The sequence below is a fragment of the Dechloromonas sp. TW-R-39-2 genome, assembly GCF_016864195.1.
Taxonomy (GTDB): Bacteria; Pseudomonadota; Gammaproteobacteria; order Burkholderiales; family Rhodocyclaceae; genus Azonexus.
In genome coordinates this window covers 57,310-82,315 of the sequence record NZ_CP045202.1, presented here as the reverse complement: position 1 = coordinate 82,315, position 25,006 = coordinate 57,310, and the positions used below count along the sequence as shown (strand labels likewise).

Here is a 25,006-nt window from a genome sequence, read left to right as displayed (position 1 = left end):
CTCGTCGAGTTGCCCATGAAACAGTTTCCCGTTGCCGTGATCATCGAAAAAATCCGCCTGGAAAATCGCTGGGTCAGCGAGAAATGGGAGGCCATTGGCGTTGTGCCGGATTTCGAGGCTGCTGCGGTCGACCGCCCGGCGCGGCTCATTTTCGAAGATGAAAATCGGGCGCGTTATCTCGCTGGCCATTTTCCGCTTGAGCTGTTTCGTGACGAAGTCGATAACTACCACCTCAACCTGACCTCGCCCGAGCCCCGTGTGTTCGTCATGTGGCGGATCGAAGATGATTTTGCCCGCCCGACCGAGGTCAGCCTGAGTTACGGCGAGGCGGCGCGCTGGCTGGATTCCGGCGAGCAGTGTGACGGCGTGCCGATGCCGCCGGAAATCGCCGACTGGCTGGGTGATTTCGTCAATACGCACTACAAGCCTGCGGTGCGTAAAAAGAACAAGCGCAATGATCCGTTTGCCGGCCAGGGGCGTGGTGGTGTGCGTACGGAGTCGGTGAAATGAGCGAGGGGCGGAGCTTTCTGGCGCGCTGGTCGCGGCTGAAAAAGGCCGCTGAAACGGCGTCGACCGCGGAAATTCCGGATGCCGAGGCGATGCTCGCCCAACTCGGGCCGGATAGCGATTTTGGCCTCTTCCTGCGCGAAGAGGTCAGTGAGGCGGTGCGCCGGAAGGCGATGAAAACCCTATTTGCCGATCCTCATTTCAATGTCATGGATGGCCTGGATATCTACATCGACGATTATTCAATAAGCGACCCGATCCCCGACGAAATGATGGCGACGCTGAATCATGCGAAAACCTTGTTCGAGACGCCGGATCTTCAGGAGGTGCCGGTGGCTGATGGGTGCGACATTTTGGCTGTCGATGGACAAAATGTCGCAGATGTCGAGCCGGCTTCACCTGGAGCTACGGAAAATCAGTCACTTGGCACTCGCTAAGGCCAATGTTTAGCTGGCACGAAGTCTGCATTTAAAACTCACTCTCCGAAAGGTCTATTCTTGAATCAAGCAGCCTCAGCCCGCTTTTATGCGCCAGACAGCCCGCCGCTCGGTGCTGCACTGGATGCGTTGCTTACCCTGCCTGCTCTGGAGCCGGTGCCGGCTGTCAGCATGCAGGCCAATGGCCGCCTGGTGATTGTCGGCGAACCCGACGTCGCCACCGGCTGGGCCGAACGACTGGCCGCACAGCGTGATGTGCTGGTTCTCGCGCTGGTGGGTGCCGGTGTTGCGGTCGACGTTCCCGAAGAGGCCGAATATCTGCTTGAGCCTGTTTCGGATCTCGAACTTGCCGGGCATCTTGGGGCGTTTTCCTTTACCTGGCAGGTGGGAGGTCAGTCGAAGACTGCTGAAGCCGATGTCGTGCTCGACCTGTCCTCCGAAGCGCTGCTCAAGCGTGTCGAGTTGCCGCCCGGCTATGTGGCTCCCGGCCGTGATCCGCTGGATCAGGCTTTGGCCGTGATTGATCTGCTGGCTTTCGATGGCGAGTTTGAAAAGCCGCGCTACGTGGCCGTCAATGACCGCCTCTGCGCCCACAGTCGTTCGCAGAAATCGGGCTGCAGTAATTGCCTTGAGGTTTGTGCTACGGAGGCGATTGTCAGCGCCGGCAATACCATCAAGCTTGATCCCTATCTCTGTCAGGGCTGCGGAACCTGCACGACGGTCTGCCCCTCGGGTGCGCTGGCTTACCAGTTTCCGCGCGTCGCCGATGTCGGGCTGGCGATCAAGGTGCAACTGAAGGCCTACCGCGATGCCGGTGGCGTCGATCCCTGTTTGCTCTTCCACTCGGCCGAGGCGGGGAGCAAGCAACTGATGGCACTGAAACGTGCCGGTCGCAGCTTGCCGGCCAATGTCATTCCGCTCGAAGTCTGGAGCGCCGATGCCGTTGGCCTCGATCTTCTGCTTGGCAGCGTCGCGCTGGGTGCCTCGCGGGTCGTCGTGCTGGGGGCCGGGTCGCACGATACTGCACCGCTCAGGAAGCAGGCGGCGATCGGTCAGGCGGTGCTCAACGGTCTCGGCTTTGCCGGAGAGTATCTGCACATCGTCGAGGCCGAATCTGATTTGCTGGCCTTGCTGGCCGATCGGTCGCCAACGGTCACGGTTCCGCCAGCGGATTTCCGTCTGCTCGCCGACAAGCGCACGACGCTCGAATTTGTCATCGATCATCTGCTGCGCCATGCGCCAGTGCAGGATGAGGCGCTGGCCTTGCCGGCTGGCGCGCCGTTTGGCAGCGTTGCCGTGAGCGACGCCTGTACCTTGTGCATGTCGTGCGCCGGTGCCTGTCCGGCCAGCGCTCTCAAGGCTGCCGCCGATGCGCCGCGACTTTCCTTCATCGAACGTAATTGCCTGCAGTGCGGCTTGTGTGCGAACACTTGTCCGGAAGGGGCCATTTCATTGACGCCCCGCCTGCTCTTGAAAGATCGGCGCCAGGAGCGCATTCTCAAGGAAGCCGAGATTTTCTGCTGCACGGCCTGCGGCAAGGCAATGGGGGCCAAGCCGATCATCGACAACATGCTGGCCAAACTTTCCGGCCACAGCATGTTTGCGTCGCCCGAGGCGCTGGCCCGTCTGAGCATGTGTTCCGACTGCCGAGTGATCGATCTGGTTAAAAATGAAAACAGCACGAAAGCCTGGGAGATGACCGAATGAGCGCAGTCCTTGAACGTCAGGCCGGGCCTGTGCTGAGTGACGAGGATCGTGCCCGTGCCGAGCACTACGCCATCCTTTCCCGTCTTTTTGCCGGGCCGCCCGATGCCGCTTTGCTCGCTTCGCTGGCGACCTTGGCCGGGGTGTTTGGGGCTTCCGGCAGCACGCTCGGCCAAGCCTGGCTGATGCTCGGCGATGCCGCTCGGGCAGGAGATGCTGTCGCGGTCGACGAAGAATATACCCGGCTTTTCCTGACCATCGGCCGTCCGGAAGTCATGCTTTTTGGCTCCTACTATCTGGCTGGTTTTCTGATGGAAGAGCCGCTGGTCGATTTGCGCAATGACCTGGCCGAGCTGGGTCTGGGCCGCCGCCTTGGTGTGATGGAGTCGGAAGACCATATTTCAGCTTTGTGTGATGTCATGCGCCATCTGATTGTGACCGGCCCGGATGCCGCAGGATTGGCGCGTCAGCAGGCCTTTTTTGCAGCACACATTTCGCCCTGGATGGAGCGCTTGTGCGACGCGCTGGAGCAGGCACCCGAAGCCCGTTTTTATCCGCGAACCGGTCCGCTGGTTCGCGCCTTTTTTGATATCGAACGTCTCGCGTTCGATATGTTGTGATTCAAGTTTTTGGAGGAGGGGAAGCATGGACAACAAGCAAACCAACCTGAAACGACGCGGTTTTCTGCTCGCAGCCGGGGTCGGCAGTGCCGGCGCCGTAGCCGCAGTGGCGACCGCCGTGAGCGGCAAGGAAGCCGTCAAGCCGGCAATCGCCGTCGTTGAAGAAAAGGCCGGCGGTTACGAAGAAACTCGCCACATCGCCAACTACTACCGCACGGCGCGGGTCTGATCGGGAGAACACCATGCTGACCAGAAAAGCAAAATCCGCCGGGCGTCCGCAAGCGGCCCCGATTTTTGCGGCCAATTCAATGTCGACCGCAGCGAGCGGCGTGCTGGCCGCGACGATGGATCGCCGTACCTTCCTCAAGCGTTCCGGCCTTGCCGCTGGCGGTGGCGCCATCGCCAGCCAGTTGCCCTACAACATGATCGGTTCGGCCGAGGCTGCCGATGTGGCCAAGGACAAGACTGGCGTTGAAGTCAAACGGACTATTTGTACCCACTGTTCGGTCGGCTGTGCTGTCGATGCAGTGGTTGAGAACGGTGTCTGGGTTCGCCAGGAGCCGGTATTCGATTCGCCGATCAATCTCGGTGCACATTGCGCCAAGGGCGCTTCGGTCCGTGAGCACGGTCACGGCGAGCATCGTCTGAAATATCCGATGAAGCTGGTTGACGGCAAGTATCGCAAGATCAGCTGGGAACAGGCGCTCAACGAAGTCTCGGAAAAGCTGCTCGCCATCCGCAAGGAAAGCGGCCCGGATGCGACCTACTGGGTCGGTTCCTCGAAGCACAGTAACGAGCAGGCGTACCTGATGCGCAAGTTCGTCTCTTTCTTCGGCACCAACAACATGGACCACCAGGCCCGCGTCTGCCACTCGACCACGGTCGCCGGCGTCGCCAATACCTGGGGTTATGGCGCGATGACCAATTCGTACAACGACATGCAGAATTCGAAGGCTGCGTTGTATATCGGCTCGAATGCGGCTGAAGCGCATCCGGTATCGATGCTGCATCTGCTGCATGCCAAGGAAAACGGCTGCAAGATTGCCGTTGTCGACCCGCGTTTCACGCGTACGGCGGCCAAGGCAGATGTCTTTAGCCGTATCCGTTCCGGGACCGACATCCCCTTCATCTGGGGCCTGCTCTACCATGTCTTCAAGAACGGCTGGGAAGACAAGGAATACCTGAAGGCCCGCGTGCACGGTATCGACAAGGTCAAGGAAGAGGTGATGAAGTGGACGCCGGACAAGGTTCTGGACGTCACGGGTATCCCCGAGGCCGAAGTGCTGAAGATTGCCGAGATGCTGGCCAAGAACAAGCCGTCCACGGTCGTCTGGTGCATGGGGCAGACCCAGCACACGGTCGGTAACGCCAACGTTCGCGCCATGTGCATCCTGCAACTGGTGCTTGGTAACGTCGGCGTCTCCGGTGGCGGTACCAACATTTTCCGCGGTCACGACAATGTGCAGGGCGCCACCGACGTCGGCCCGAACCCGGACTCGCTGCCGGGCTATTACGGCTTGGCCGCTGGCTCCTGGAAGCATTGGTGTGCGGTATGGGGCGTCGATTACGAGTGGGTCAAGAGCCAGTATGCCTCGCAGGGCATGATGGAAAAATCCGGGATCACCGTCTCGCGCTGGATCGACGGCGTGCTCGAAAAGAACGAGAACATCGACCAGGACTCCAATCTGCGTGCCGTGGTTTACTGGGGGATGGCGCCGAACAGCCAGACACGCGGCCTGGAAATGGTCGAGGCGATGAAGAAGCTCGACCTGCTGGTCGTCGTCGATCCCTACCCGTCGGCAACTGCCGCGATGTCGGCGATGATGCGCAAGGATGGCGTCTATCTGCTGCCGGCCTGTACCCAGTTTGAGACCAGCGGTTCGCGGACCGCCTCCAATCGATCCCTCCAGTGGGGCGAGAAGGTCATCGAGCCGTTGTTTGAATCGAAACCTGACCACACCATCATGTACGCCTTCGCCAAGAAGTTTGGCTTCGAGAAGGAACTGTGCAAAAACATCAAGGTGATCAAGGACAAGCAGGGCTGGGATGAGCCGGAAATCGAGGACATCCTGCGCGAAATCAACAAGGGCTGCTGGACCATCGGCTATACCGGCCAGTCGCCGGAGCGTTTGAAGTTGCACATGAAAAACATGCACACCTTCGACGTCAAGACGCTGAAAGCCAACGGCGGTCCGTGCGATGGCGAATATTTCGGTTTGCCGTGGCCGTGCTACGGCACGCCGGAAATGAAGCATCCGGGTACGCCCAACCTCTACGACACCTCCAAGCACGTGATGGACGGTGGCGGCAACTTCCGCGCCAATTTCGGTGTCGAGCGTGAAGGCGTTTCGCTGCTTGCCGAGGATGGCTCTGCCTCAAAGGGTGCCGACCTGCAGATGGGCTACCCGGAATTCGATCACGTCCTGCTCAAGAAGCTGGGCTGGTGGGATGACCTGACCGACGACGAGAAGAAGTTGGCCGAAGGCAAGAACTGGAAGACCGACCGTTCCGGCGGCATCCAGCGCGTCGTCATGAAGGTGCATGGCTGCCATCCGTTTGGCAACGCCAAGGCACGTGCCGTGGTCTGGAACTTCCCTGATCCTGTGCCGGTGCACCGTGAGCCGATGTATTCGCCGCGTCCGGATCTGGTCGAGAAATATCCGCAAGGGGCCGACAAGAAAGTCTTCTGGCGCTTGCCGACGCTTTACAAGTCATTGCAGGACAAGGTCAAGGATATCTCCAAGGAGTTCCCGATCGTCATGACTTCCGGCCGTCTGGTCGAATACGAAGGTGGTGGCGAGGAAACGCGTTCCAATCCGTGGCTGGCCGAACTGCAGCAGGAAATGTTCGCTGAAGTGAATCCGAAGGATGCCAACAACGCCGGAGTGCGCAATGGCGACTATATGTGGGTTGAAACACCGAGCAAGGGCCGCATGAAGTTGCGCGCTCAGGTGACCGAACGGGTTGCGCCGGGGACGGTTTTCCTGCCTTTCCACTTTTCCGGCTGGTGGCAAGGCAAGGACATGCTCGAGTACTACCCGGAAGGTGCGGCACCGATCATTCGTGGCGAATCCGTCAACCAAGGGACGACCTATGGTTACGACTCGGTCACCATGATGCAGGAAACCAAAACCACGCTCTGCCGCGTCACCAAGGCCTAAAGGAGAAGAACAATGGCTCGCATGAAATTTCTCTGTGACTCGGAGCGCTGCATTGAGTGCAATGGCTGCGTCACCGCTTGTAAAAATGAACACGAAGTGCCTTGGGGGGTTAACCGCCGTCGCGTCGTGACCATCAATGATGGTGTGCCAGGCGAAAAATCTGTTTCCGTCTCGTGCATGCACTGTTCCGATGCGCCCTGTATGGCCGTTTGCCCGACCGATTGTTTTTACAAGACGGAAGAGGGTGTCGTCCTGCACAACAAGGATGCCTGTATCGGTTGCGGCTACTGCTTCTTCGCCTGTCCGTTCGGTGCACCACAGTTTCCGAATGGTCCGGCGGCCTTTGGCGCGCGTGGCAAGATGGACAAGTGCACCTTCTGTTCGGGTGGGCCGGAAGAGAACGGTTCCAAGGCAGAGTTCGAAAAATACGGTCGCAATCGCATTTCCGAAGGCAAGTTGCCGGCTTGCGCCGAAATGTGCGCTACCAAGGCATTGCTGGCTGGCGATGCACCGGTGATCTCCGATATTTTTCGTGATCGTGCGCTACGTCGCGGCAAGGCTGGCGATGCCGCATGGGGCTGGACGACAGCTTACGGCAAGCCGGAACAGGCTCAGGAGCGCAAGCAGGAGCAGGTTCGTGAGCAGCAACGGGAGGGGCAAAAATGAAAAAAGCTCTCTTTTTGATGTCGACCGCAGCCTTCGTTCTGAGCGCCTGCGGTGAGTATTCACAGGTCGCCAACTACAAGCCGGGCAATTACCAGGGCAAGTCGGACACCCGGCCCTGGGAAGGTGGAAAATTTGCTGGCGACAAGGCTGCATGGGAGGCTGCGCTGGCCAACCGCAACCAGTCCCAGAACGAGTACAAGAAGGCTAACTGAGGAGTTGACGATGACGACTTCAAATTTTGCCTCACTGCTCGGGCGCTGGCTGATCGCCGCCTGCCTGATGCTGGCCTGGGGGTTGCCGCTGCATGCGGCTGATGCTCCACCGGCTCAGCAACAGGCGGAACGGCAGCAGACACAGCCTGGTAACAATGCGCCGATGTGGCGCGAAGTGCGCCAGGATAAGGAGCATTTCACGACCAATCGCGGCATCGAGGCCGGCGTACTGATCCAGGATGGTGGCAATGCCTGGCGCCACCTGCGCAACGGGCCGCTGACGACCTATGGCGGATGGTTGCTGGTGCTGGTTGTGGCGGCAATTCTGGCCTTCTACAAGATCAAGGGGCCGCTGACCAACCATGATCCGTTGACCGGCAAGCTGATCCAGCGCTTCCCGCGCTACGAACGGGTGGTGCATTGGCTGACGGCGGGTACTTTCCTGGTGCTGGCTGCCACCGGGCTGGCCATTTTGTTTGGCAAGCATGTACTGATACCGATTATCGGCCACAGCTTGTTTGGTTACCTGATGGTGCTCGGTAAAAACGCGCATAACTTCATCGGACCTCTCTTTGCTTTTTCAACATTGGCGATGATTGCCGTCTGGGCGCGTGACAACGTCTGGCAAAACATCGATGCATTGTGGATTCGCAAGGCGGGCGGTTTGCTGACGGGCGAACACGTACCTTCCGGGCGCTTCAACTTCGGTGAAAAAACCTGGTTCTGGATTGGCGTGACCATCCTCGGCCTGACCGTGTCGGTGACCGGCTTCATTCTCGACTTCCCGAACTTCGGGCAGCTTCGGGCGGATATGCAGCTGGCTAGCCTGGTCCACGCAGTTGCGGCGATCACCATGTTGCTGCTTGCCTTTGGGCACATCTACATGGGGACAATCGGTGTTGATGGGGCGCTGAATTCAATGCAAACCGGTTATGTCGATGAAACCTGGGCGCGCGAGCACCATGAGGAATGGTTCAACGACGTCAAGGCTGGCAAGTCCGGTCACCCGAAAGGTTAATGGGAGGAAGATGAATATGAAGCACAGCAAATTTGCCCTGATTCTGGCGTTGACCGTAGCCAGTGCTGGTGCGTGGGCCAAGTTGCCGCCGCCGAGTGAAGAAGCCAAGGTCAAGGCCGAGGAGGCCAAGGTCAAGGCTGCGGAAACCGCCAAGATGGAAGGCGAGCAACTCGGCAAGGCTCAGGATCGTGTCGCTGAGAAATACATCAAGGAACAGAAAGCCAAAGGCGTTACCGTCAAGCCGACGCCTATTCCGCCACCGCCGCCTGCCGCTGCTCCTGCTGCGCCGGCTGCACCAACGCCGGCAGCGGCACCCGTGGTAGCGCCCGCAGCGAAGAAGTAAGCGTTTCGGTCGTAAAAACAGAAAACCCGGCGTTTCAGGCCGGGTTTTCTGTTTTGGATTGCTGGCTAGAAAGTAATGACCTTGTCGGCGGCCAGCGTCGCATCGGCCAGTTCAACCAGCGTACCGATGGTCGTTCCGGGGATCAGCGGTAAATCACCCAGGCCTCGGGCCAGTGCGCAGGTGCGGCAAAGGCGGATTTCAACGCCTTGGGCGACCAGTCCTTCAACCATGCCTTGCAAGCCGTTGCCGGCACCATCGATCTGATTGGGCAGGCCGAGGACGGTTGCGTCAGACATCAGAAAAATGCGGATGGCCGGTTTGGCATCATGGCCGGCTAACGCAGTTGCCAGCCGAAGGGCGGAAAGGCAGCGTTCGCTGCCGTAAGGAGCGGCATGAATGATGATCAGGATGTTTTGCATGGTTGTGTCCGGATTGCGGGTTGGCAGGTATGGGCAGAGGGTTTCTGTCTGTAGTGAATATTAGAGTGGTCTGATGATAGCGGAAGCGAACCAGAACCAGAACCAGAACCAGAACCAGAACCAGAACCAGAACCAGAACCAGAACCAGAACCAGAACCAGAACCAGAACCAGAACCAGAACCAGAACCAGAACCAGAACCAGAACCAGAACCAGAACCAGAACCAGAACCAGAACCAGAACCAGAACCAGAACCAGAACCAGAACCAGAACCAGAACCAGAACGGAATGAGCAGCACTTATTCTGCAGGCGCTGCCAGTGTTATTCTGCGTGCCCCATGCTAGACACCCTTTCCAGCGCCCTCTCGCTGCTTGGCAGCTTCGACCATCGATTGTTCGACATCGTTGGCATGTCGTTGCGTGTCAGTTTGTCGGCGCTGCTCATCGGTGGCCTGATTGGCTTGCCGATGGGAGCGTGGCTGGCTGTCGCCAGTTTTCCTGGCCGCGGGGCGTTAATCGTTTGCCTCAATGCGCTGATGGGCCTGCCTTCGGTCGTGGTTGGTGTTCTCGTCTATCTTGCCTTGTCGCGCAGCGGCCCCTTCGGCAGTTACGGTCTGCTTTTCTCGCCGCTGGCGATGATCGTCGCGCAGAGCGTACTGGTTGTGCCCTTGATTGCCGCCGTCTCGCGCCAAATTGTTGAAGAGGCCTGGAAGGAATACGCCCCGGAGTTTGTTCTGATCGGCATTGCCCGGCCACAGGCCGTCCTGTTGTTGCTGGCCGATTGTCGCTTCGCACTTTCCGTTGCATTGCTCGCCGGGTTGGGACGGGCAATGTCCGAGGTGGGGGCGGTGATGATCGTGGGCGGCAATATCGACGGTTATACGCGGGTGATGACCACGGCAATCGCGCTGGAAACGAGCAAGGGCGATCTGGCCCTGTCCATTGCGCTGGGCCTGGTGTTGATGGTGATCATCCTCGGACTCAATGCCGCTGCCCATTTCGTGCGTTGCTGGGCGGTGCGGAGGTATGGTTGATGTTTCCTCTGCAGATTTCCGGTTTGCGTTTTGCCCCGGATGACCGCCGTGTCCTTGATGGCGTCGAGTTCGTATTGTCCGGGGAGGGAATCAGCGTGATCCTTGGTCCAAACGGGACCGGCAAGACGGTGTTGTTGCGGCTGATTGCCGGCCTGCAGGCAAACCATGGCGGTACTCTCTCATGGGCCGGCGCTGCCCGGCCGGAGGGGCGGTTGGCCATGGTCTTCCAGCAACCGATGCTGCTCCGACTTTCGGTTTTTACCAATGTCGAGTTTGCCTTGCATGCCCCGGCAACGGGCAAGGCTGCCCGGCGCGAACGGACGATGGATGTTCTTGAGCGCGTTGGTCTGGCGCATCGGGCCAATGATTGTGCCCGCCTGTTGTCTGGCGGCGAGCGTCAGCGTCTGGCTCTGGCCAGAGCCTGGGCCATGCGGCCACGCTTGTTGTTGCTTGATGAGCCGACGGCCAGCCTTGATCCGTCGGCCACCGAGGCGGTCGAGCGCATCATCCGCGAAATCCGGACCGAAGGGGCCAAGGTGTTGATGACCACTCATAATCTGGGCCAGGCGACGCGCCTGGCTGACGACATTATCTTTCTCGCCGATGGCCGGGTTCAGGAACACGAATCGGCCCAGCGTTTTTTTGCCCGTCCGCAATCCCCCGCGGCGCGTGCGTTTTTACAAGGAGAATTGCCATGGCGAATTGCCTTCGATCGTTGATTGCCCTGCTCAGCTTGAGCACCAGCCTGTGTTTCGCGCAGGAAGCACTGGTTGTTGCTTCGACCACGTCGACCGAGCAGTCAGGTTTGTTCGGCTGGATTTTGCCCCGTTTTGAACAGTCGACCGCGATCAAGGTCCGCGTTGTCGCGGTTGGTACCGGACAGGCGTTGGAAATTGGCCGGCGTGGCGATGCGGACGTGCTTTTTGTGCATGATCGTGCGGCTGAAGACAAATTCGTTGCCGATGGCTACGGCAGTTATCGCAAGGACGTGATGTACAACGATTTCATCATCGTTGGTCCGCAGGATGATCCGGCGGGCGTCCGCAAAGCGGCGAACGTCAACGATGCCTTGATCGCCATTGCCCGTACAGGCCAGTCTTTCATCTCGCGTGGCGACAAGAGCGGTACGCACGCGGCTGAGTTGCGCTTGTGGAGCAAGGCCGGGACTGATCCGAAAACACTGGCTGGTTATAAGGAAACAGGCAGCGGCATGGGGCCGACCTTGAACATGGCGGCCGCCACTGGCGCATACACGATCTCTGATCGTGCCACTTGGGGGGCTTTCAAGAACCGTCGTGACCTTGATCTGGTCTACGCTGGAGATCCGGTTCTGTTCAATCCCTACGGCGTGATTCCGGTCAATCCGGCTCGCCATGCGCATGTCAAAAAGGAAGCCGCCGAGCGTTTTGCCCAGTGGCTGATCTCACCGACCGGTCAGGAAGCGATTGCCGCTTTCCGGGCGGATGGCCAGCAGGTGTTTTTCCCCAATGCAAAGAAGTGATGCCATGACCGATACCACCTCCTGTCTTTCCCGTGATCCAGCCAACCGCGCCCTTTCGGCTGCCGAGGCGCGCGAACGGATGGTAGCCGAGGTCACGCCGATCCGCGGTCACGAATATCTGCCGGTACGCGCTGCGTTGGGCCGGGTTCTGGCCGCCGACATCATTGCGCCGCACGATGTTCCTGCCCACGATAATTCGGCGATGGATGGCTATGCCATCCGCTTTGACAGTCTCTCTGCCGAAGGCGAAACACGGCTGGCAGTGGTGGGTACGGCGCTGGCCGGCAACGCCTTCTCTGGCTTGGTCGGCAAGGGGCAGGCGGTGCGTATCATGACCGGTGCCGTTCTGCCGGCTGGTGCCGATACCGTGGTTGTACAGGAAGTAACGCGGACCGAGCCCGGGGCTGTTTTCATTCCGTCCGGGCAGCGCTCCGGCCAGAACACACGCAAAGCCGGTGAGGATCTTGCTCGGGGAGCGGTTGCCATGGCCGCCGGCAAGCGAATCGGACCGGCCGAATTAGGCTTGATCGCTTCACTTGGCGTGGCTGAGGTCGCGGTCAAACGTCGTTTGCGGGTTGCATTTTTCTCGACCGGTGACGAACTGGCATCGATCGGCAAGCCCCTTGCGCCGGGCGAGGTCTATGACAGCAACCGCTACACCCTGCACGGCCTGCTTACCCGACTTGGTGCCGATATCATCGACATGGGCGTGGTTCCGGATCGCCCGGAAGCCCTTGAAGCCGCACTGGCCGAAGCTGCACTGGTCGCCGATGCGATCATCACGACCGGCGGCGTTTCAGTCGGCGAAGCCGATTTTGTGCGCGATATTCTCGACAAGCTGGGGCAGGTCAGTTTTTGGAAATTGAATATCAAACCGGGGCGTCCGATGGCTTTTGGCAAGGTCGGTCAAGCCTGGTTGTTCGGACTGCCCGGCAACCCGGTTGCGGTGATGGTCAGCTACACGCAGTTTGCGCTCGATGCCTTGTTGCGTCTGTCCGGGGTCGATCCCTTGCCGGAACGCCCTTTGCTGAGTGTCGAATCAGCCGTGGCGATCAAAAAACAGGTCGGGCGCCGGGAATATCTGCGCGGCCGGGTTGGCGCGGTCGACGGCCGCTGGCAGGTCAAAATGGTCGGCAATCAAGGCTCCGGCGTACTCAGTTCAATGTCGGAAGCCAACTGCTTTATCGTGCTGGCCGAAGAGTGCGCTGGCGTTGCGGTCGGCGAAAATGTTCAGGTCCAGCTGTTTGAAGGGGCGTTTTAATCCGGCGTCAATTGCGCCAGTGGCGAGCCGTTTCCGAGGGCAGTTCGCCGAACAGGGCGCGGTATTCGGCGGCGAAGCGCGGCAGGTGCCAGAAGCCCCATTTGCCGGCGATGTCGCGAATTTGTGTGTTTGAAGGCATGGGCTGGCGCAGTTCGCGGCGTACGCCGTTCAGGCGCAGCGAGCGCAGGTAGTGCACCGGGTTGGTGTCGAGCACTTCCTGAAAGCAGTAGTTGAGCATGCGTCGGCTGATGTTCAGTTTCTGGCACAGATCGGCAACAGTGATCGGTTCCGACGTGTTTGACAGCGCGTAGTCGGTGGCTTCCTTGACGACGTGGCAGCGTCCCTTGAACGAGCGGGTCGGCAAAGGCGCGTGACTAGAGGCGTGCAGGACTTCGGCCAGATGCCCGATCACGGCGGAGCTCATGGCGCGCTGTACCTGCGGATAGCGGAGCAGGGCGGGTTCAAAACTGGCCGGATCGAAAATCGATAGCAGGCAACTGCGTAATTCGTCGATCAATTGCGGTTCGGCCACCATGACGGTCGGTGCTTTGGGAAAAACATGGCGCAACTGGTCGTGAGCATCGGGATTCAGTGCATTGAGCAATGTTGCTTCCGGAATCGCCACTGCAACGACATCGAAGTATTCGGGCGAGGTGAGCGAGAACTCCTGGTCGCTGTGGAAGGTGAGCATTGAATCGTGGGTCAGTACCTGGCGGGCAAACAGGCCGGTACCTTTCATGCTGACCGGGATGCCAACAACGAAACAGCCATTCCACGAACTGCCGCTTTGCGAGACCGAACGATTGGTTGTTTCGCGAAATATCTGCAGTCCCTTGAAACGCAGGTCGATGACCTTGCCTTCGAAGTTGCCGGGCGATAACTGATCGTAGACCTGGTCCCAGTCCTTCAGTGCTTCGGCGTGCTCATCCGAGTCGCGTGTAATGCGATTTTGAAATGAGTATTGGGTGGCGGCGCTGTGGGACATACAAACACACTTTCAGTCATCGGGCTGTTCAGTGCGATCAACTGGCAGATCGAACACTATGCCCTTAAGGATAGTAGAGAAATTTCGTTTAGTGGAATCAATCTTGAATAGTGACAATCTGATTTTTCCGATTCCGGATATTCAGGATTTGCTGTTGATCGATTTTGTGCCTGGTTTGCATGTCGGATTGGTGCATCGAGAAAGTGAAATGCACCGGATTTGGCGCTTGAGGTCCGCTTCCTGATTTATATTTTTCTTTGAAAATCATGCTGTTGTGTGATTTTTGATTGATGGCTGGTGGTTTTGTTTCGCATTGCCCTGTGTTTTCAGCACAAGCTGTGCCAATTGGCCTGGCTGCAATTGACTCAGCGTTTTAGTCGGTTATTTGCCTGGTAGCTGAATGACCTGATCCGAGTTTCGGTTCAGGTCATTTTTTGGTCGGCCCGACCTTGTTTCAGGTCAAGAATTTCATCTTTGAAATGACGACTTTTCCGATTCCGGATACTGCATAGCCAGTTTCCGGGATTTCGGTTCCGATTTCGGATACCGCCTTCTCCCTCCCAGAGACAACAATTTGAGCCATCCGCCGGAGTGTCACTTCGCTTCGGTTCTGGTCCAGATTCGATAACAAAAAGGAGGTCGCTGGTGATACCCAAGAGAGCAGTTCTACTTTCCCTGCTGGCAGTGCTGGGGGCTGCGCTACCCGCGCATGCCGAGTTGCCGGTCGATGAGATCACGGTCGGCAAGCTGGCGCCGGCCCATCCCTACCGCTTGTACTACACCGATGTCGCGCTACCGCATCTGGCCGACGGCAAACTGACGGTGATCGACGGGCGCACCCTGAAGGTCGAGGGCATGGTGTCTACCGGCATGTTCGCCCAGACTACCTTGTCGCCTGACCGCAGTGAAATCTATGTGGTGACGACGTACTACAGCAAGTTGAATCGTGGCGAGCGGATCGAGGAAATTCTCGTTTATGACGCCAAGACCCTGGCGCTCAAGGAGGAAATTCCCTACGCCGCCCGCCACGCCCAGGCGCTGCCGTATCGCGGCACCTTGCGTACCTCGGCCGACGGTCGCTTCATCATCGTCCAGAACGCCACGCCGGCAACCTCGGTCAGCATCGTCAATCGCCAGACCGGCAAACAGATTTCCGAAATTCAGACGCCGGGTTGCTACATCGTCTATCCGGCGCAGACCGCCAACCGTTTCTCGACCTTGTGCGGCGACGGCACGATGCTGACCATTTCGCTGGATAACGACGGAAATCCGGTCGGCAAGAAGAAGAGCATCAAGTTCTTCGACCCGGACGAGGATGCGTTGTTCGTTTCGGCTGCGCAGGAAGGCGACAACTACCATTTTGTTTCCTACAAGGGCAATGCGGTGACCGTCAATGTCGGTAGCGAAGCTGCGGTTCCGGGGACATTCTGGAAACTGGGTAACGAGGCCGATGTGAAAAAAGGCTGGCGTCCCGGCGGTTATCAGCCGGTTGCCCTGCACCAGGCCAGCGGCACGCTGTATGTCGGCATGCACCCCAAGGGTTTTGAAGGCAGCCACAAGGAAGGCGCGCGTGAAATCTGGGTCTATGACCTGGCTTCGAAAACGCGCGTCAGCCGCACCAAGACCACCCCTGCTACCGGGCTGGCGGTCAGTCAGGGCGATGCGCCGCGCGTCTTTGCCTTCGATAGCGCCAAAGCCGGTGTTGCCGCTTTCGACGGCGGTCGCAAGTTGAAGCCGGTCGGTGCAGCCGTCGGTTTTGGCGATACCCCGACCCAGCTGGAAGTGCAGTGATGGAAACCCTTCTCTCCCTGTTTTCCGATCCGGTGGTGACACGGGCGCTCGGGGCGACCTTGTCGGTGGTCCTGCTGGTCGGCGCCTGGCACAAGTTGAAAGACCCGCTGGTGTTTTCGGCAGCAGTCGACAACTACCGTCTGGTGCCCGAACGCCTCTCGCCTTTGGTGGCCGGTGTTCTGCCTATCGTCGAACTGGCGGCCGGCGGCTTGCTGCTCTTCCCGGAAACGGCCTTCATCGGTGGTCTGCTCGCCTTGCTGTTGCTGGCAACGGTGACCTCGGCAGTGGCAATCAATGTCCTGCGCGGCCATACCAAGATCGACTGCGGTTGCGGCGGCTTGTCCGGTCAGCCGTTGTCCTGGGCGCTGGTCGTACGTAACGGCCTGCTCATGGGCATGGTCGCCCTGGCCATGCAGGAAGGCGCTGCCCGCACGCTGGTCTGGGCCGATTACCTGACGGTCGGTGGTGCCGTACTCGCTCTGGTCGGCATCTATGTCTCGGCCAATCAACTGATGACCAACGCCCCGCTGGCGCTGGCTGTTCGCAAATAGAAAAGGAAATGCCATGAACGAAGCAATGCTTGTTTCCAACGTTTTTCTCTGGGCCGTGGTTCTCGGCCTGGTTGTCGTCGTGCTCGCCCTGGCTCGCCAGATCGGCATCCTCTACGAACGTGTCGCACCGATGGGGGCGCTGATGATGGATCAGGGGCCGAAAGTCGGTGAAGTCGCTCCGGCCTTCACACTGGATTCGATTGGCGGCGGCAAGCTGAGCATCGGTGGCCATACCGGCCGCAGCCAGTTGCTCTTCTTCCTCTCGCCGACCTGCCCGGTGTGCAAGAAGCTGTTGCCGGTCCTCAAGTCGATCCAGACCGTCGAAAAGGGCTGGCTGGATGTTGCGCTGGCCAGCGATGGCGATCTGCCGGAACACGCCGAGTTCTACCGCAAGGCCGACCTGAAGAGCTTTCCCTACGCCTTGTCGACCGATCTGGGCATGACCTATCGCATTTCCAAGCTGCCCTACGCCGTACTGATCGGCGAAGACGGTCGTATTCGCGGCAAGGGGCTGGTCAATTCCCGCGAACAGCTGGAGAGCCTCTTCACCGCCAAGGAAGCCGGCGTGGCTTCAATCCAGGAATTCATCGATCAGCGCGCCTGATCGTTACCGAACACAAGGAGAACAAACGTGAAATGGCTAGATGATTTCTTCGAGCGCAAGACCCGCCGCGTCGCCCAGTCGGCTTCCCGCCGCAGCGCGCTGGCCAAGGTCGGCAAGCTCTTCGTCGGTACCGCATTCATCCTGCCGGTGCTGCCTTTCGACCGCATGATGCCGACGGCGCATGCCGGCGAAAACAAGAAAGCGGTCGAGGACGATACCAGTTGCGACTACTGGCGCTACTGCGCACTGGACGGCTTCCTTTGCACCTGCTGCGGCGGAACGATTTCGAGCTGTCCGCCTGGTACCGAGATTTCCAAAGTGACCTGGGTCGGTACCTGCCGCAATCCGGGGGATGGCAAGGATTACCTGATCAGCTACAACGATTGCTGCGGTGTCACGATGTGCGGCCGTTGCGCCTGCAACCGCAATGAACGCGAGCGTCCGGGCTATCGCCTTGGCGTCCATAACGACATCAATTGGTGCATGGCCAACGGCAGCAATGCCTACCATTGCACGGTCGCCGCCATTGTCGGCGTCGGTGAGCAACGAGGCTGATCCCGATGCGCCAACTGCTCTCCGCCGCCCTCCTGGTTCTTGCTGCGGCTCCCCTGTCGGCTCAGGACAAGGCAGGGGCCGGGCTTTATGCCGCGCACTGCGTTGCCTGTCATCAGGTGGAAGCAGTTGGCGCACCCGGGGTTGCTCCACCGCTGGCCGGCAATATCGGTCGTCATGCCAGTACTGCCGAGGGCCGGGCCTATCTGGCCCGCGTTCCGCTGACCGGCATGGTGGGCACGATCAATGTCGGCGGCATGCGCTACACCGGCAACATGCCGTCCTTCGCCAAATTGTCGGATGGCGAAATTGCCAGCGTCCTGGCCCATGTCCTCGGTAGCTACGAGGCAGTCGGCGATCTCGGCTGGCTGACGCCGGAGTTTGTCGCCGCTGTTCGCCAGGCCGGCGGGACGCCGAACGAAACCCACAAACTGCGTGGCCGTTTGCCGGCTGCGAGCGGAGGTTGAGCCATGCGAAAAACCATCCTGTTGCTGGCGTTGGGTCTGTTTGTCGGCCCGTTGTCGGCGAATGACGCAGGTTCGCCGCGCATGAATTTCATGTTGCATTGCTCCGGCTGCCACGGCCAGGACGCCACCGGGAGTCCGGGGGCGGGCGTGCCGAACATGCGTGGGGCGCTCGGCCATTTTCTCAAGGCGGAAGGCGGCCGGCAGTTTCTGATCCAGGTGCCGGGTACGGCCCAGTCGGCACTCAACGACAGCCAGACGGCCGAGTTGATGAACTGGATTCTCAAGACCTTCAGCAAGAACGAAATGCCGGCTGCTACGCCGCCTTACACCCAGCAGGAAGTGGCGCAGTTGCGGGCGAATCCATTGGCTGATGTCGCGGCCGAGCGGGAGGCAATCATCAAACGTTTGCAGGCGCAGGGTATTGCCATCGACTGAGTCCGGTCGGCGGCTTCGGGGTGATTCATGTATTTCGAGAGAAGGGAATCAAAAATGAACAAGACCAACAGAGTAAAACCGCTGTTCGCGCTGCTTGTCGGCGTGTTCGGCATCGCGCTGACGGCCGGTGCTGCGGTCAACGAGCAGGAAGCGGCACAATTGGGCAAGGATCTGACCCCGGTTGGGGCTGAACGGGCCGGCAACAAGGATGGCACGATCCCGAAATGGGAGGGGGGCTTGCCCAAGGGCAAGCACAAGCTTGGCGATGCGCGGGTCGATCCGTTTGCGGCTGAAAAGCCGCTGTATTCGATCGATGCGAGCAATGTCGATAAGTACAAGGACAAGCTCTCGGCCGGCCAGATCGAGTTGATCAAGACGCGCAAGGGCTACCGGATGGACATCTATCCGACGCATCGCAGCTGTGGCTACCCGGATTCGGTCTACGGTCAAACCCGGATCAATGCAACCACGGCCAAGCTGACTGGCGACGGCAAGGACAATCTGGCCCAGGCGGTCGGCGGCGGCTTCCCCTTCGCCATTCCGAAAAACGGCGCCGAGGCGGTGTGGAATCATCGTTTGCGCTGGCAGGGCGAAGGTCGTTTCGAGTATTACCAGACCAACTTCATCAATCCGGATGGCAGCTTTTACGGCCTGGCTCAGGATCAGGTCGTGATGACGCCGTTTGCTTCGGCCAAGGCCAAGTCGATCGAGGATGTCGGTGGCTTCCAGATGAAGCTGCTCAATCTGGCGACGGCCCCGGCTTCGCGGACCGGCGAGATCATCCTGGCGCATTACTTCCTCGGTAAATCGAACGATGCCTGGATGTATTTTCCGGGCCAGCGTCGCGTCCGTCGCCTGCCGGCTTTTGAATACGACAACCCGATTCCCGGCTACGAAAACCTCGAAACGGCCGATCAATACCCGATGTTCGCCGGGGCGCTCGACCGTTACGACTGGAAACTGGTCGGCAAGCAGGAAATGTATGTGCCGTACAACAGTTTCAAATTCGTCGCCAAACGCAAGTTGACCGAGGTATTCGACGGGATGTACCCGAAGCGCGACCTGATGCGCTACGAACTGCACCGCGTCTGGAAGGTGGAAGCAACGGTCAAGCAGGGCATGCGTCACATGTTCGCCAAACGCACCTTCTACATCGACGAAGACACCTGGATGCTGCTTGCTGCCGACCAGTACGACGCTCAGGGCAAGCTCTGGCGCGTGATGGAAGGTTCGCTCTATCCGGCAGTTGAACTCGGTGCCTGCGTCAGCCAGGAATTCATGTCCTGGGATTTGACGGTGAATCGCTACATGGCCGAGAACGCAACCCAGGAAAGCAAGCCGACCGACTGGCTGGCCGGGCAGGAAGGCCGTATTGATGCCAAGCGTTTCGAATCCGACGAGTTGCGCCGGGCCGGTGACCGCTGATCGCGGTCAACCATAAAAAAGAGGGGAATTCCATGCACAGCACAGCAATCCTGCGCCGTACCCCGGTCGCCTTGGCGCTTGCCGCCATCGGCCTGGGGCTGGCCAATCCGGCCTTCGCGTTCAAGTTCGATCTCGACAACGGAATGAGCGGCACCTTCGATTCGACCATTTCGATGGGCATCCAGCGACGCATGCAGTCGCCGGACAAGACCATCATCGGGCGCGACTCCGGAGGCAGCGCACCGACTTCCGGCGAACTTGGGCAACGGGTGAACGGCAATGCCGCCAGCTCGATCGGCGATTTCAATTACACCAATATCGACGACGGCAACCTGAACTACAAGAAAGGCGACATCGTTTCGGCCGTCCTCAAGGGAACGCACGAACTGTCGCTCGGCGAGCGCGGCAACTGGGCGGCGCTTGGCCGGGTGACCTGGTCGTCCGACTTTGCGGCGATCCACACCGACCGTACGCCGCTCGACGACGATGCCAAGAAGGCCCTGCGCCAGGATGTTTCGCTGCTCGATCTATGGGTGTCGAAAGACTTCAACTGGGCCGGCAACTCGGCCAAGATGAAGGTCGGCAACCAGGTGATCAACTGGGGCGAGGATATTTTCATCATGGGCGGGATCAATTCGATCCACGCCTTTGATGTGCGCAAGGCCCATATCCCCGGTACGCAGGTCAAGGAAATCCTCATTCCGGCACCGATGATCTCGCTCAACACCGCCGTCTTGCCGGGGGTGTCGATGGAAGGCTATTACCAGTTTGCCTGGAACAGCTTCAAGCTCGATCCGGCCGGCAGTTACTGGTCGAGCGCCGACTTTCTCGGCAAGGGCGGCCGGCGCGGTGCCTTCATTCCCTCCAGCCTCGGGGTGGGCGGCACCGGCGACTACGATCCGACACGCGGCCGGACGCTGGACTCGATCAATCAGGCCAATGGCGGCGCCGGGGTGATCCCGACCGAACGCCAGAAGCCGAGCGGCGGCCAGTACGGCCTCAACATGCGCTACAAGCCGGCCGGTGGCGATACCGAATATGCCGCCTACTACATCCGCTACCACGACAAGCTGCCGTTTGTCGGCTTCAAGGTTAACGGTGCGGCCAATGTGCTCGGCGTCACCGCAGTCGAACAATATGGTCAGAATCTCGATCTGTTCGGCCTGTCGATGAATACCAAGGTGGGCGATTGGGCCTTTGGGGCGGAGTTGTCCTACCGGCCGAAGGATAGTGTGGCGATCGATCCGACGGTACCGACACAGAACGGCTCCAAGTCGAAGCAGCAATACAACCTCGCGGCGCTGTCGAACAACTACACCTCGAATGCGATGGCCAACGGCTATGTCGGCGAGAAAAAGTTCCAGGCGCACACGACGGCATTCACCTGGCTGCCGAACCAGATCACGCGGGCGCTCGGTGCGGCCGATGGCGCTTTCCTGTTCGAAGTCGCGGCGACGCATTACCCGGAACTCGACCTGTCCGGTGCGGTGCCTTACCTGCTGAACAATTACGCGATGCCGGACAAGACCTCCTGGGGTTACGTCGCCGAAGTCAGCCTGACTTACGCCAACGTCTTCAACTCGGGCTGGACGGCGACGCCGATTGTCGACTTCTACCACGACGTCAAAGGCACCAGCCCGAACACCATGCCGTTTGTCGAAGGCCGCAAGGCGCTGGCGATGGGTGTGACCTTCGATTACCACAACCAGTGGAAAGTCGGGGTTGGCTACAGCAACTTCTTCGGCGGCGGCAATCTCAACGTGCTGCGCGATCGGGATGTGGCCACGGCGACGGTTTCCTACGCGTTCTGATCTGTTTTACAGGGCAGTCCTTCCTGTCCCTGACAAGGGGCTGCCCGACCCCTGCCCGACCCGGATGGTCGGGCAGCGGCTCACCAGAGGTTAAATTCGATGTCGAGCATCGTAGGTTTCGTAAAACGCCTGGAGGATTTTTTCTTCCGCTACCGGGCGACCACCCTGCTGCTTCTGCTGGCCTTGACCGTCGGCATGGGCATCCTGGCCTCGCGCCTGCATATGTCGGCCGGCTTCGACAAGCAGTTGCCGCAAGGCCATGAATACACCGATACGTTTTTCAAATATCGCACCCAGCTCTTCGGTTCCAACCGGGTGATGGTGGTTGTCCGGGCGCGCGACGGCAATATCTGGACGCCGGCTTCGCTCAAGAAACTGCATGAGGTCACCGAGGCGGTGCTTTATCTGCCGGGCGTCGATCGCCGCTCGGTGCAATCGCTGTGGACACCGAATACCCGGGTCTATGAACTGACCGAAGAAGGCTTCCAGGCCGAAGATGTGATCGGCGGCACGGTCACGCCCGAGGCGCTCGATGCCGACAAGATCGCCGTGATCCGCGACCGTGCGGCGCGTGGCGGCTATACCGGCAATCTGGTGGCGAACGATGGCAGCGCGGCGATGATCGTTGCCGACCTGCTTGAAGAAGACCCGGCGACGCACGAACAACTCGACTACCTGGCACTGGCCGCCAAGCTCGAAGCCGATATTCGCGGCAAGCTGGAAACGCCGGAACATGAAATCGAGATCGTCGGTTTCGCCAAGCAGATTGGCGATATCGCCGATGGCGCCAAGGGGGTGGCCGGCTTTTTTGCCCTCGCCACGCTGTTGACCGCGCTGGCCGTCTATTGGTACTGCCGTTCGGTGCTGCTCACCCTGCTGCCGATTTTCTGTTCGATGGTTTCGGTCGTCTGGCAGTTTGGCACGCTGACCCTGCTTGGTTTCGGCCTCGATCCGCTGGCCATCCTGGTCCCTTTCCTGGTCTTCGCCATTGGCGTTTCACATGGTGTGCAGCAGATCAACGCCATTTCCAAAGCAGTGGCCGAAGGGTCCGATTCGATCACGGCGGCGCGCGAAAGCTTCTCCAGCCTGTTCATTCCCGGCACGTTGGCGTTGGTCACGGCTTTTGTCGGCTTCATCACGCTGGTCATGATTCCGATTCCGATGATCCGCGAACTGGGCATCGCCGCGTCGATCGGCGTCGGCTACAAGATCATCACCAACCTGATCATGTTGCCGGTCGTCGCTTCATACTTCCGTTTCTCGCAAAAATACGCGCTGCACCTGGAGGCGATCCAGAACAAGCGCGGCGAATTGATCCAGCGTCTCGGTTTCATCGCCGACATCAACCACGCCCGCCTGGTGCTGGCGGCGGCTGTCGTGCTGCTCGGCCTGGCCGTGTGGCAGAGCCATGGCCGCCACATCGGTGCGCTGCAGCCGGGGGCGCCGGAACTGCGTCCGGATTCGCGTTACAACCAGGACGTCGAAAATATCGTCAAGCGTTTCGATCTGGGCATGGACGTGCTGACCGTCGTTTTTGAAACGCCGAACGATTCCTGCAACAACTTCGAGGTGCTCAATTACATCGACCAGTTCAGCCAGTACATGGGGCAGGTACCGGGCGTGCTGTCGGTCCAGTCGCTCTCCGGGCTGGCCAAGTTTGCCAATGCCGGGCTCAATGAAGGCAATCCGAAAATGGCGGCCTTGCCGCGTGATACCAAGGCACTGCAGGTGGCCATCGGTTATTTGCCGGAGGCCGGCGGCCTGTTCAACCGGGCGTGCACGATGATGGCGGCCAATATCTATCTGGCCGACCACAAGGCAACGACCATCGAACCGGCGATTCACGCGATCAAGGATTTTCGCCTGAAATACAACCCGGAAGCGCTCGGTGTCACGCTGCGTCTGGCCTCGGGCAATGTCGGGGTGCTGGCGGCGACCAACGAGGAAGTCGAAGCGCGCGAATTGCCGATGATGCTTTATGTCTACGCCGCGATCATCGTCCTGGTCCTGCTTGCCTACCGCGACTGGCGGGCGATGCTGGCCTGCTGCCTGCCGCTCACCGTCGCCACTTTCCTCGGCTACTGGTTCATGAAAAGTCTCGACATCGGCCTGACCGTCGCGACCTTGCCGGTGATGGTGCTGGCCACCGGGATCGGCGTCGATTACGCCTTCTACATCTACAACCGCCTGCTGATTCACCTGGCGCGTGGCGAAAGCATGAAGGTGTCGCTTGAAGGCGCGCTGCGCGAAGTCGGCGTGGCAACCATCTTCACCGCCATCACGCTGTCGGTCGGCGTCGCCACCTGGGGCTTTTCGGAACTCAAGTTCCAGGCCGACATGGGCATCCTGCTGACCTTCATGTTCATGGTGAACATGCTGATGGCGATCACCGTGCTGCCGGCTTTCGCCGTCAAGCTGGATTCCCTCTTCCCGCGTCGCGGCCCGGTCAAGGCACCGGCCATCGGCCACTGAACGGAGTAATGAAAGTGAAGATGCAATTCAAGGCTTTGGCCCTCTCTCTCGCCGTGGCTTTTGCCGTTCCGCTGATTGCGGCAACGGCGTCCAGCCCGGCGGCGGGTACCGGCTATTTCAACCGGGCGCCGCAACTGGTTAACCCGGAAAAGGCACCGATCTATGCTGCAACACGGGCCGGACAACGCATTGTCGCGGTCGGCGACTACGGCCTGATCAATTGGTCGGACGACGGCAAGGTTTTCCGGCAGGCCAGCGTACCGACGCGTACCCCGCTGACCTCGGTGTTTTTCATCGACGAACGCCGGGGCTGGGCAGTCGGCCACGATGGCACGGTGATCGGCAGCAGCGATGGTGGTGAAACCTGGCAAATGCTGCGTGAAAAACATGGCCAGGATCAGGTGCTGATGTCGGTCTGGTTTGAAAACGCCGAACACGGGCTGGCGGTCGGCCAGTTCGGCCTGGCGCTGGAAACCCGCGATGGCGGCAAAACCTGGGCCGAGCGCACGCTGGTCGATGGCGAGGCCGGTGAGCGCCACCTGCTGCAACTGGTGCCCGGCGACAAGGGCTTGCTTTTCGTCGCCGCCGAGGCCGGCACCATCCTGCGTTCGGAAGACGCCGGTGCCCACTGGGCTGCAGTTCAGACCGACAACAAGGGCTCTTTCTGGACCGGCGCTGGACTGGCCGACGGTAGCCTGCTGATGGCCGGCATGCGCGGCCACGTCTATCGCAGCACTGACCGCGGCCTGCATTGGCACGAGGTGGCCAGCGGCACGCAGCAGTCGCTGACCGGCATTGTCCAGCGCGGTGACGGAAGCATACGTTTGGTTGGTCTGGGTGGCGCTTCCTTGTCGAGCAAGGATGGCGGACAACATTTCGAGCTGGCCACCCGGCCTGATCGGGCCGGAATGACCGCAATTTCTCGGTCGACCGCGGGAGAGGTCGTATTTACAGCGAGCGGCCAGTTGTTGAAGGAATAGCAGAACGGATTGGACCGCGCATCTAGCGGTCGGCAAAGGTAGCAAAACCTAT

At 59.8% G+C, this 25,006-nt stretch carries 27 protein-coding genes; 25 read left to right on the top strand and 2 right to left on the bottom strand.

Annotated elements, in window-relative coordinates:
* Positions 1-15 precede the first annotated feature (15 nt).
* The 10 genes from GBK02_RS00405 to GBK02_RS00360 are packed head-to-tail and all read left to right on the top strand — an operon-like array spanning position 16 to position 8,668.
* A complete protein-coding gene (locus GBK02_RS00405; protein ID WP_203467816.1) occupies positions 16-510 on the top strand; it encodes a DUF3305 domain-containing protein in 495 nt (164 codons plus the stop codon).
* A complete protein-coding gene (locus GBK02_RS00400) occupies positions 507-944 on the top strand; it encodes a DUF3306 domain-containing protein (RefSeq protein ID WP_203467815.1) in 438 nt (145 codons plus the stop codon). The genes GBK02_RS00405 and GBK02_RS00400 overlap by 4 nt, the downstream gene beginning before the upstream one ends.
* Positions 945-1,004: 60 nt before the next feature.
* Positions 1,005-2,651, top strand: a complete 1,647-nt coding sequence (locus tag GBK02_RS00395; RefSeq protein WP_239003098.1) for a 4Fe-4S dicluster domain-containing protein — start codon at positions 1,005-1,007, stop codon at positions 2,649-2,651.
* Positions 2,648-3,268 (top strand): molecular chaperone, encoded by a 621-nt coding sequence (locus GBK02_RS00390; protein ID WP_203467814.1) that lies wholly within the window; start codon positions 2,648-2,650, stop codon positions 3,266-3,268. Before GBK02_RS00395 ends, GBK02_RS00390 begins: the two co-directional genes overlap by 4 nt.
* Positions 3,269-3,293: 25 nt before the next feature.
* Complete coding sequence (locus GBK02_RS00385) at positions 3,294-3,497, top strand: hypothetical protein (protein ID WP_203467813.1); 204 nt, start codon at positions 3,294-3,296, stop codon at positions 3,495-3,497.
* 13 nt (positions 3,498-3,510) lie between these two features.
* On the top strand, positions 3,511-6,429 hold the full coding sequence (locus GBK02_RS00380) for a formate dehydrogenase subunit alpha (RefSeq protein ID WP_203467812.1): 2,919 nt from the start codon (positions 3,511-3,513) through the stop codon (positions 6,427-6,429).
* Positions 6,430-6,441: 12 nt separating this feature from the next.
* Entirely contained in the window at positions 6,442-7,095 is a 654-nt protein-coding gene (fdh3B, locus tag GBK02_RS00375; RefSeq protein ID WP_203467811.1) for a formate dehydrogenase FDH3 subunit beta, read from the top strand.
* On the top strand, positions 7,092-7,307 hold the full coding sequence (locus GBK02_RS00370) for a hypothetical protein (protein ID WP_203467810.1): 216 nt from the start codon (positions 7,092-7,094) through the stop codon (positions 7,305-7,307). The genes fdh3B and GBK02_RS00370 overlap by 4 nt, the downstream gene beginning before the upstream one ends.
* A gap of 10 nt (positions 7,308-7,317) precedes the next feature.
* The gene (locus GBK02_RS00365) at positions 7,318-8,325 is read left to right on the top strand and encodes a formate dehydrogenase subunit gamma (RefSeq protein WP_203467809.1); all 1,008 of its coding nucleotides are present in this window, start codon (positions 7,318-7,320) and stop codon (positions 8,323-8,325) included.
* Positions 8,326-8,341: 16 nt separating this feature from the next.
* Positions 8,342-8,668 (top strand): hypothetical protein, encoded by a 327-nt coding sequence (locus tag GBK02_RS00360; protein WP_203467808.1) that lies wholly within the window; start codon positions 8,342-8,344, stop codon positions 8,666-8,668.
* Positions 8,669-8,733: 65 nt separating this feature from the next.
* Here GBK02_RS00360 and GBK02_RS00355 read toward each other — a convergent pair whose 3' ends face one another.
* Positions 8,734-9,087 carry a DsrE/DsrF/TusD sulfur relay family protein gene (locus GBK02_RS00355; RefSeq protein ID WP_203467807.1) on the bottom strand — a complete coding sequence of 118 codons (354 nt, stop codon included), beginning with the start codon at positions 9,085-9,087 and terminating at the stop codon, positions 8,734-8,736.
* Positions 9,088-9,160: 73 nt separating this feature from the next.
* On the opposite strand from GBK02_RS00355, the gene GBK02_RS00350 reads away from it, so the two are divergent.
* The 5 genes from GBK02_RS00350 to glp are packed head-to-tail and all read left to right on the top strand — an operon-like array spanning position 9,161 to position 12,881.
* Positions 9,161-9,430: a hypothetical protein gene (locus GBK02_RS00350; protein ID WP_203467806.1), complete on the top strand. Its 270-nt coding sequence runs from the start codon at positions 9,161-9,163 to the stop codon at positions 9,428-9,430.
* A complete protein-coding gene (locus GBK02_RS00345; RefSeq protein ID WP_203467805.1) occupies positions 9,424-10,119 on the top strand; it encodes an ABC transporter permease in 696 nt (231 codons plus the stop codon). The genes GBK02_RS00350 and GBK02_RS00345 overlap by 7 nt, the downstream gene beginning before the upstream one ends.
* Complete coding sequence (locus tag GBK02_RS00340) at positions 10,119-10,838, top strand: ATP-binding cassette domain-containing protein (protein ID WP_203467804.1); 720 nt, start codon at positions 10,119-10,121, stop codon at positions 10,836-10,838. The genes GBK02_RS00345 and GBK02_RS00340 overlap by 1 nt, the downstream gene beginning before the upstream one ends.
* Entirely contained in the window at positions 10,814-11,620 is an 807-nt protein-coding gene (locus GBK02_RS00335; protein WP_203467803.1) for a substrate-binding domain-containing protein, read from the top strand. Before GBK02_RS00340 ends, GBK02_RS00335 begins: the two co-directional genes overlap by 25 nt.
* Before the next feature lie 4 nt (positions 11,621-11,624).
* Complete coding sequence (gene glp, locus GBK02_RS00330) at positions 11,625-12,881, top strand: gephyrin-like molybdotransferase Glp (protein WP_203467802.1); 1,257 nt, start codon at positions 11,625-11,627, stop codon at positions 12,879-12,881.
* Positions 12,882-12,888: 7 nt separating this feature from the next.
* Here the strand turns inward: glp and GBK02_RS00325 are convergent, their stop codons facing one another.
* Positions 12,889-13,866, bottom strand: coding sequence for a helix-turn-helix domain-containing protein (locus GBK02_RS00325; protein WP_203467801.1), 978 nt, complete (start codon positions 13,864-13,866; stop codon positions 12,889-12,891).
* 645 nt (positions 13,867-14,511) lie between these two features.
* On the opposite strand from GBK02_RS00325, the gene GBK02_RS00320 reads away from it, so the two are divergent.
* From GBK02_RS00320 to GBK02_RS00275, 10 genes are all read left to right on the top strand, one after another.
* Positions 14,512-15,657 carry an amine dehydrogenase large subunit gene (locus GBK02_RS00320; RefSeq protein ID WP_203467800.1) on the top strand — a complete coding sequence of 382 codons (1,146 nt, stop codon included), beginning with the start codon at positions 14,512-14,514 and terminating at the stop codon, positions 15,655-15,657.
* Positions 15,657-16,208, top strand: a complete 552-nt coding sequence (locus tag GBK02_RS00315) for a MauE/DoxX family redox-associated membrane protein (protein WP_203467799.1) — start codon at positions 15,657-15,659, stop codon at positions 16,206-16,208. The genes GBK02_RS00320 and GBK02_RS00315 overlap by 1 nt, the downstream gene beginning before the upstream one ends.
* Before the next feature lie 13 nt (positions 16,209-16,221).
* The gene (mauD, locus tag GBK02_RS00310; RefSeq protein WP_203467798.1) at positions 16,222-16,812 is read left to right on the top strand and encodes a methylamine dehydrogenase accessory protein MauD; all 591 of its coding nucleotides are present in this window, start codon (positions 16,222-16,224) and stop codon (positions 16,810-16,812) included.
* Positions 16,813-16,839: 27 nt separating this feature from the next.
* On the top strand, positions 16,840-17,367 hold the full coding sequence (locus tag GBK02_RS00305) for a methylamine dehydrogenase light chain (RefSeq protein WP_203467797.1): 528 nt from the start codon (positions 16,840-16,842) through the stop codon (positions 17,365-17,367).
* 5 nt (positions 17,368-17,372) lie between these two features.
* Complete coding sequence (locus GBK02_RS00300) at positions 17,373-17,831, top strand: cytochrome c (protein ID WP_203467796.1); 459 nt, start codon at positions 17,373-17,375, stop codon at positions 17,829-17,831.
* A 3-nt stretch (positions 17,832-17,834) separates the two neighbouring features.
* The gene (locus GBK02_RS00295; RefSeq protein ID WP_203467795.1) at positions 17,835-18,266 is read left to right on the top strand and encodes a hypothetical protein; all 432 of its coding nucleotides are present in this window, start codon (positions 17,835-17,837) and stop codon (positions 18,264-18,266) included.
* A 54-nt stretch (positions 18,267-18,320) separates the two neighbouring features.
* Complete coding sequence (locus GBK02_RS00290; RefSeq protein ID WP_203467794.1) at positions 18,321-19,691, top strand: DUF1329 domain-containing protein; 1,371 nt, start codon at positions 18,321-18,323, stop codon at positions 19,689-19,691.
* Positions 19,692-19,723: 32 nt separating this feature from the next.
* A complete protein-coding gene (locus tag GBK02_RS00285) occupies positions 19,724-21,502 on the top strand; it encodes a DUF1302 domain-containing protein (protein WP_203467793.1) in 1,779 nt (592 codons plus the stop codon).
* A gap of 99 nt (positions 21,503-21,601) precedes the next feature.
* A complete protein-coding gene (locus GBK02_RS00280) occupies positions 21,602-23,974 on the top strand; it encodes an RND family transporter (protein WP_203467792.1) in 2,373 nt (790 codons plus the stop codon).
* Positions 23,975-23,994: 20 nt separating this feature from the next.
* A complete protein-coding gene (locus GBK02_RS00275; RefSeq protein WP_239003295.1) occupies positions 23,995-24,954 on the top strand; it encodes a YCF48-related protein in 960 nt (319 codons plus the stop codon).
* Positions 24,955-25,006 lie beyond the last annotated feature (52 nt).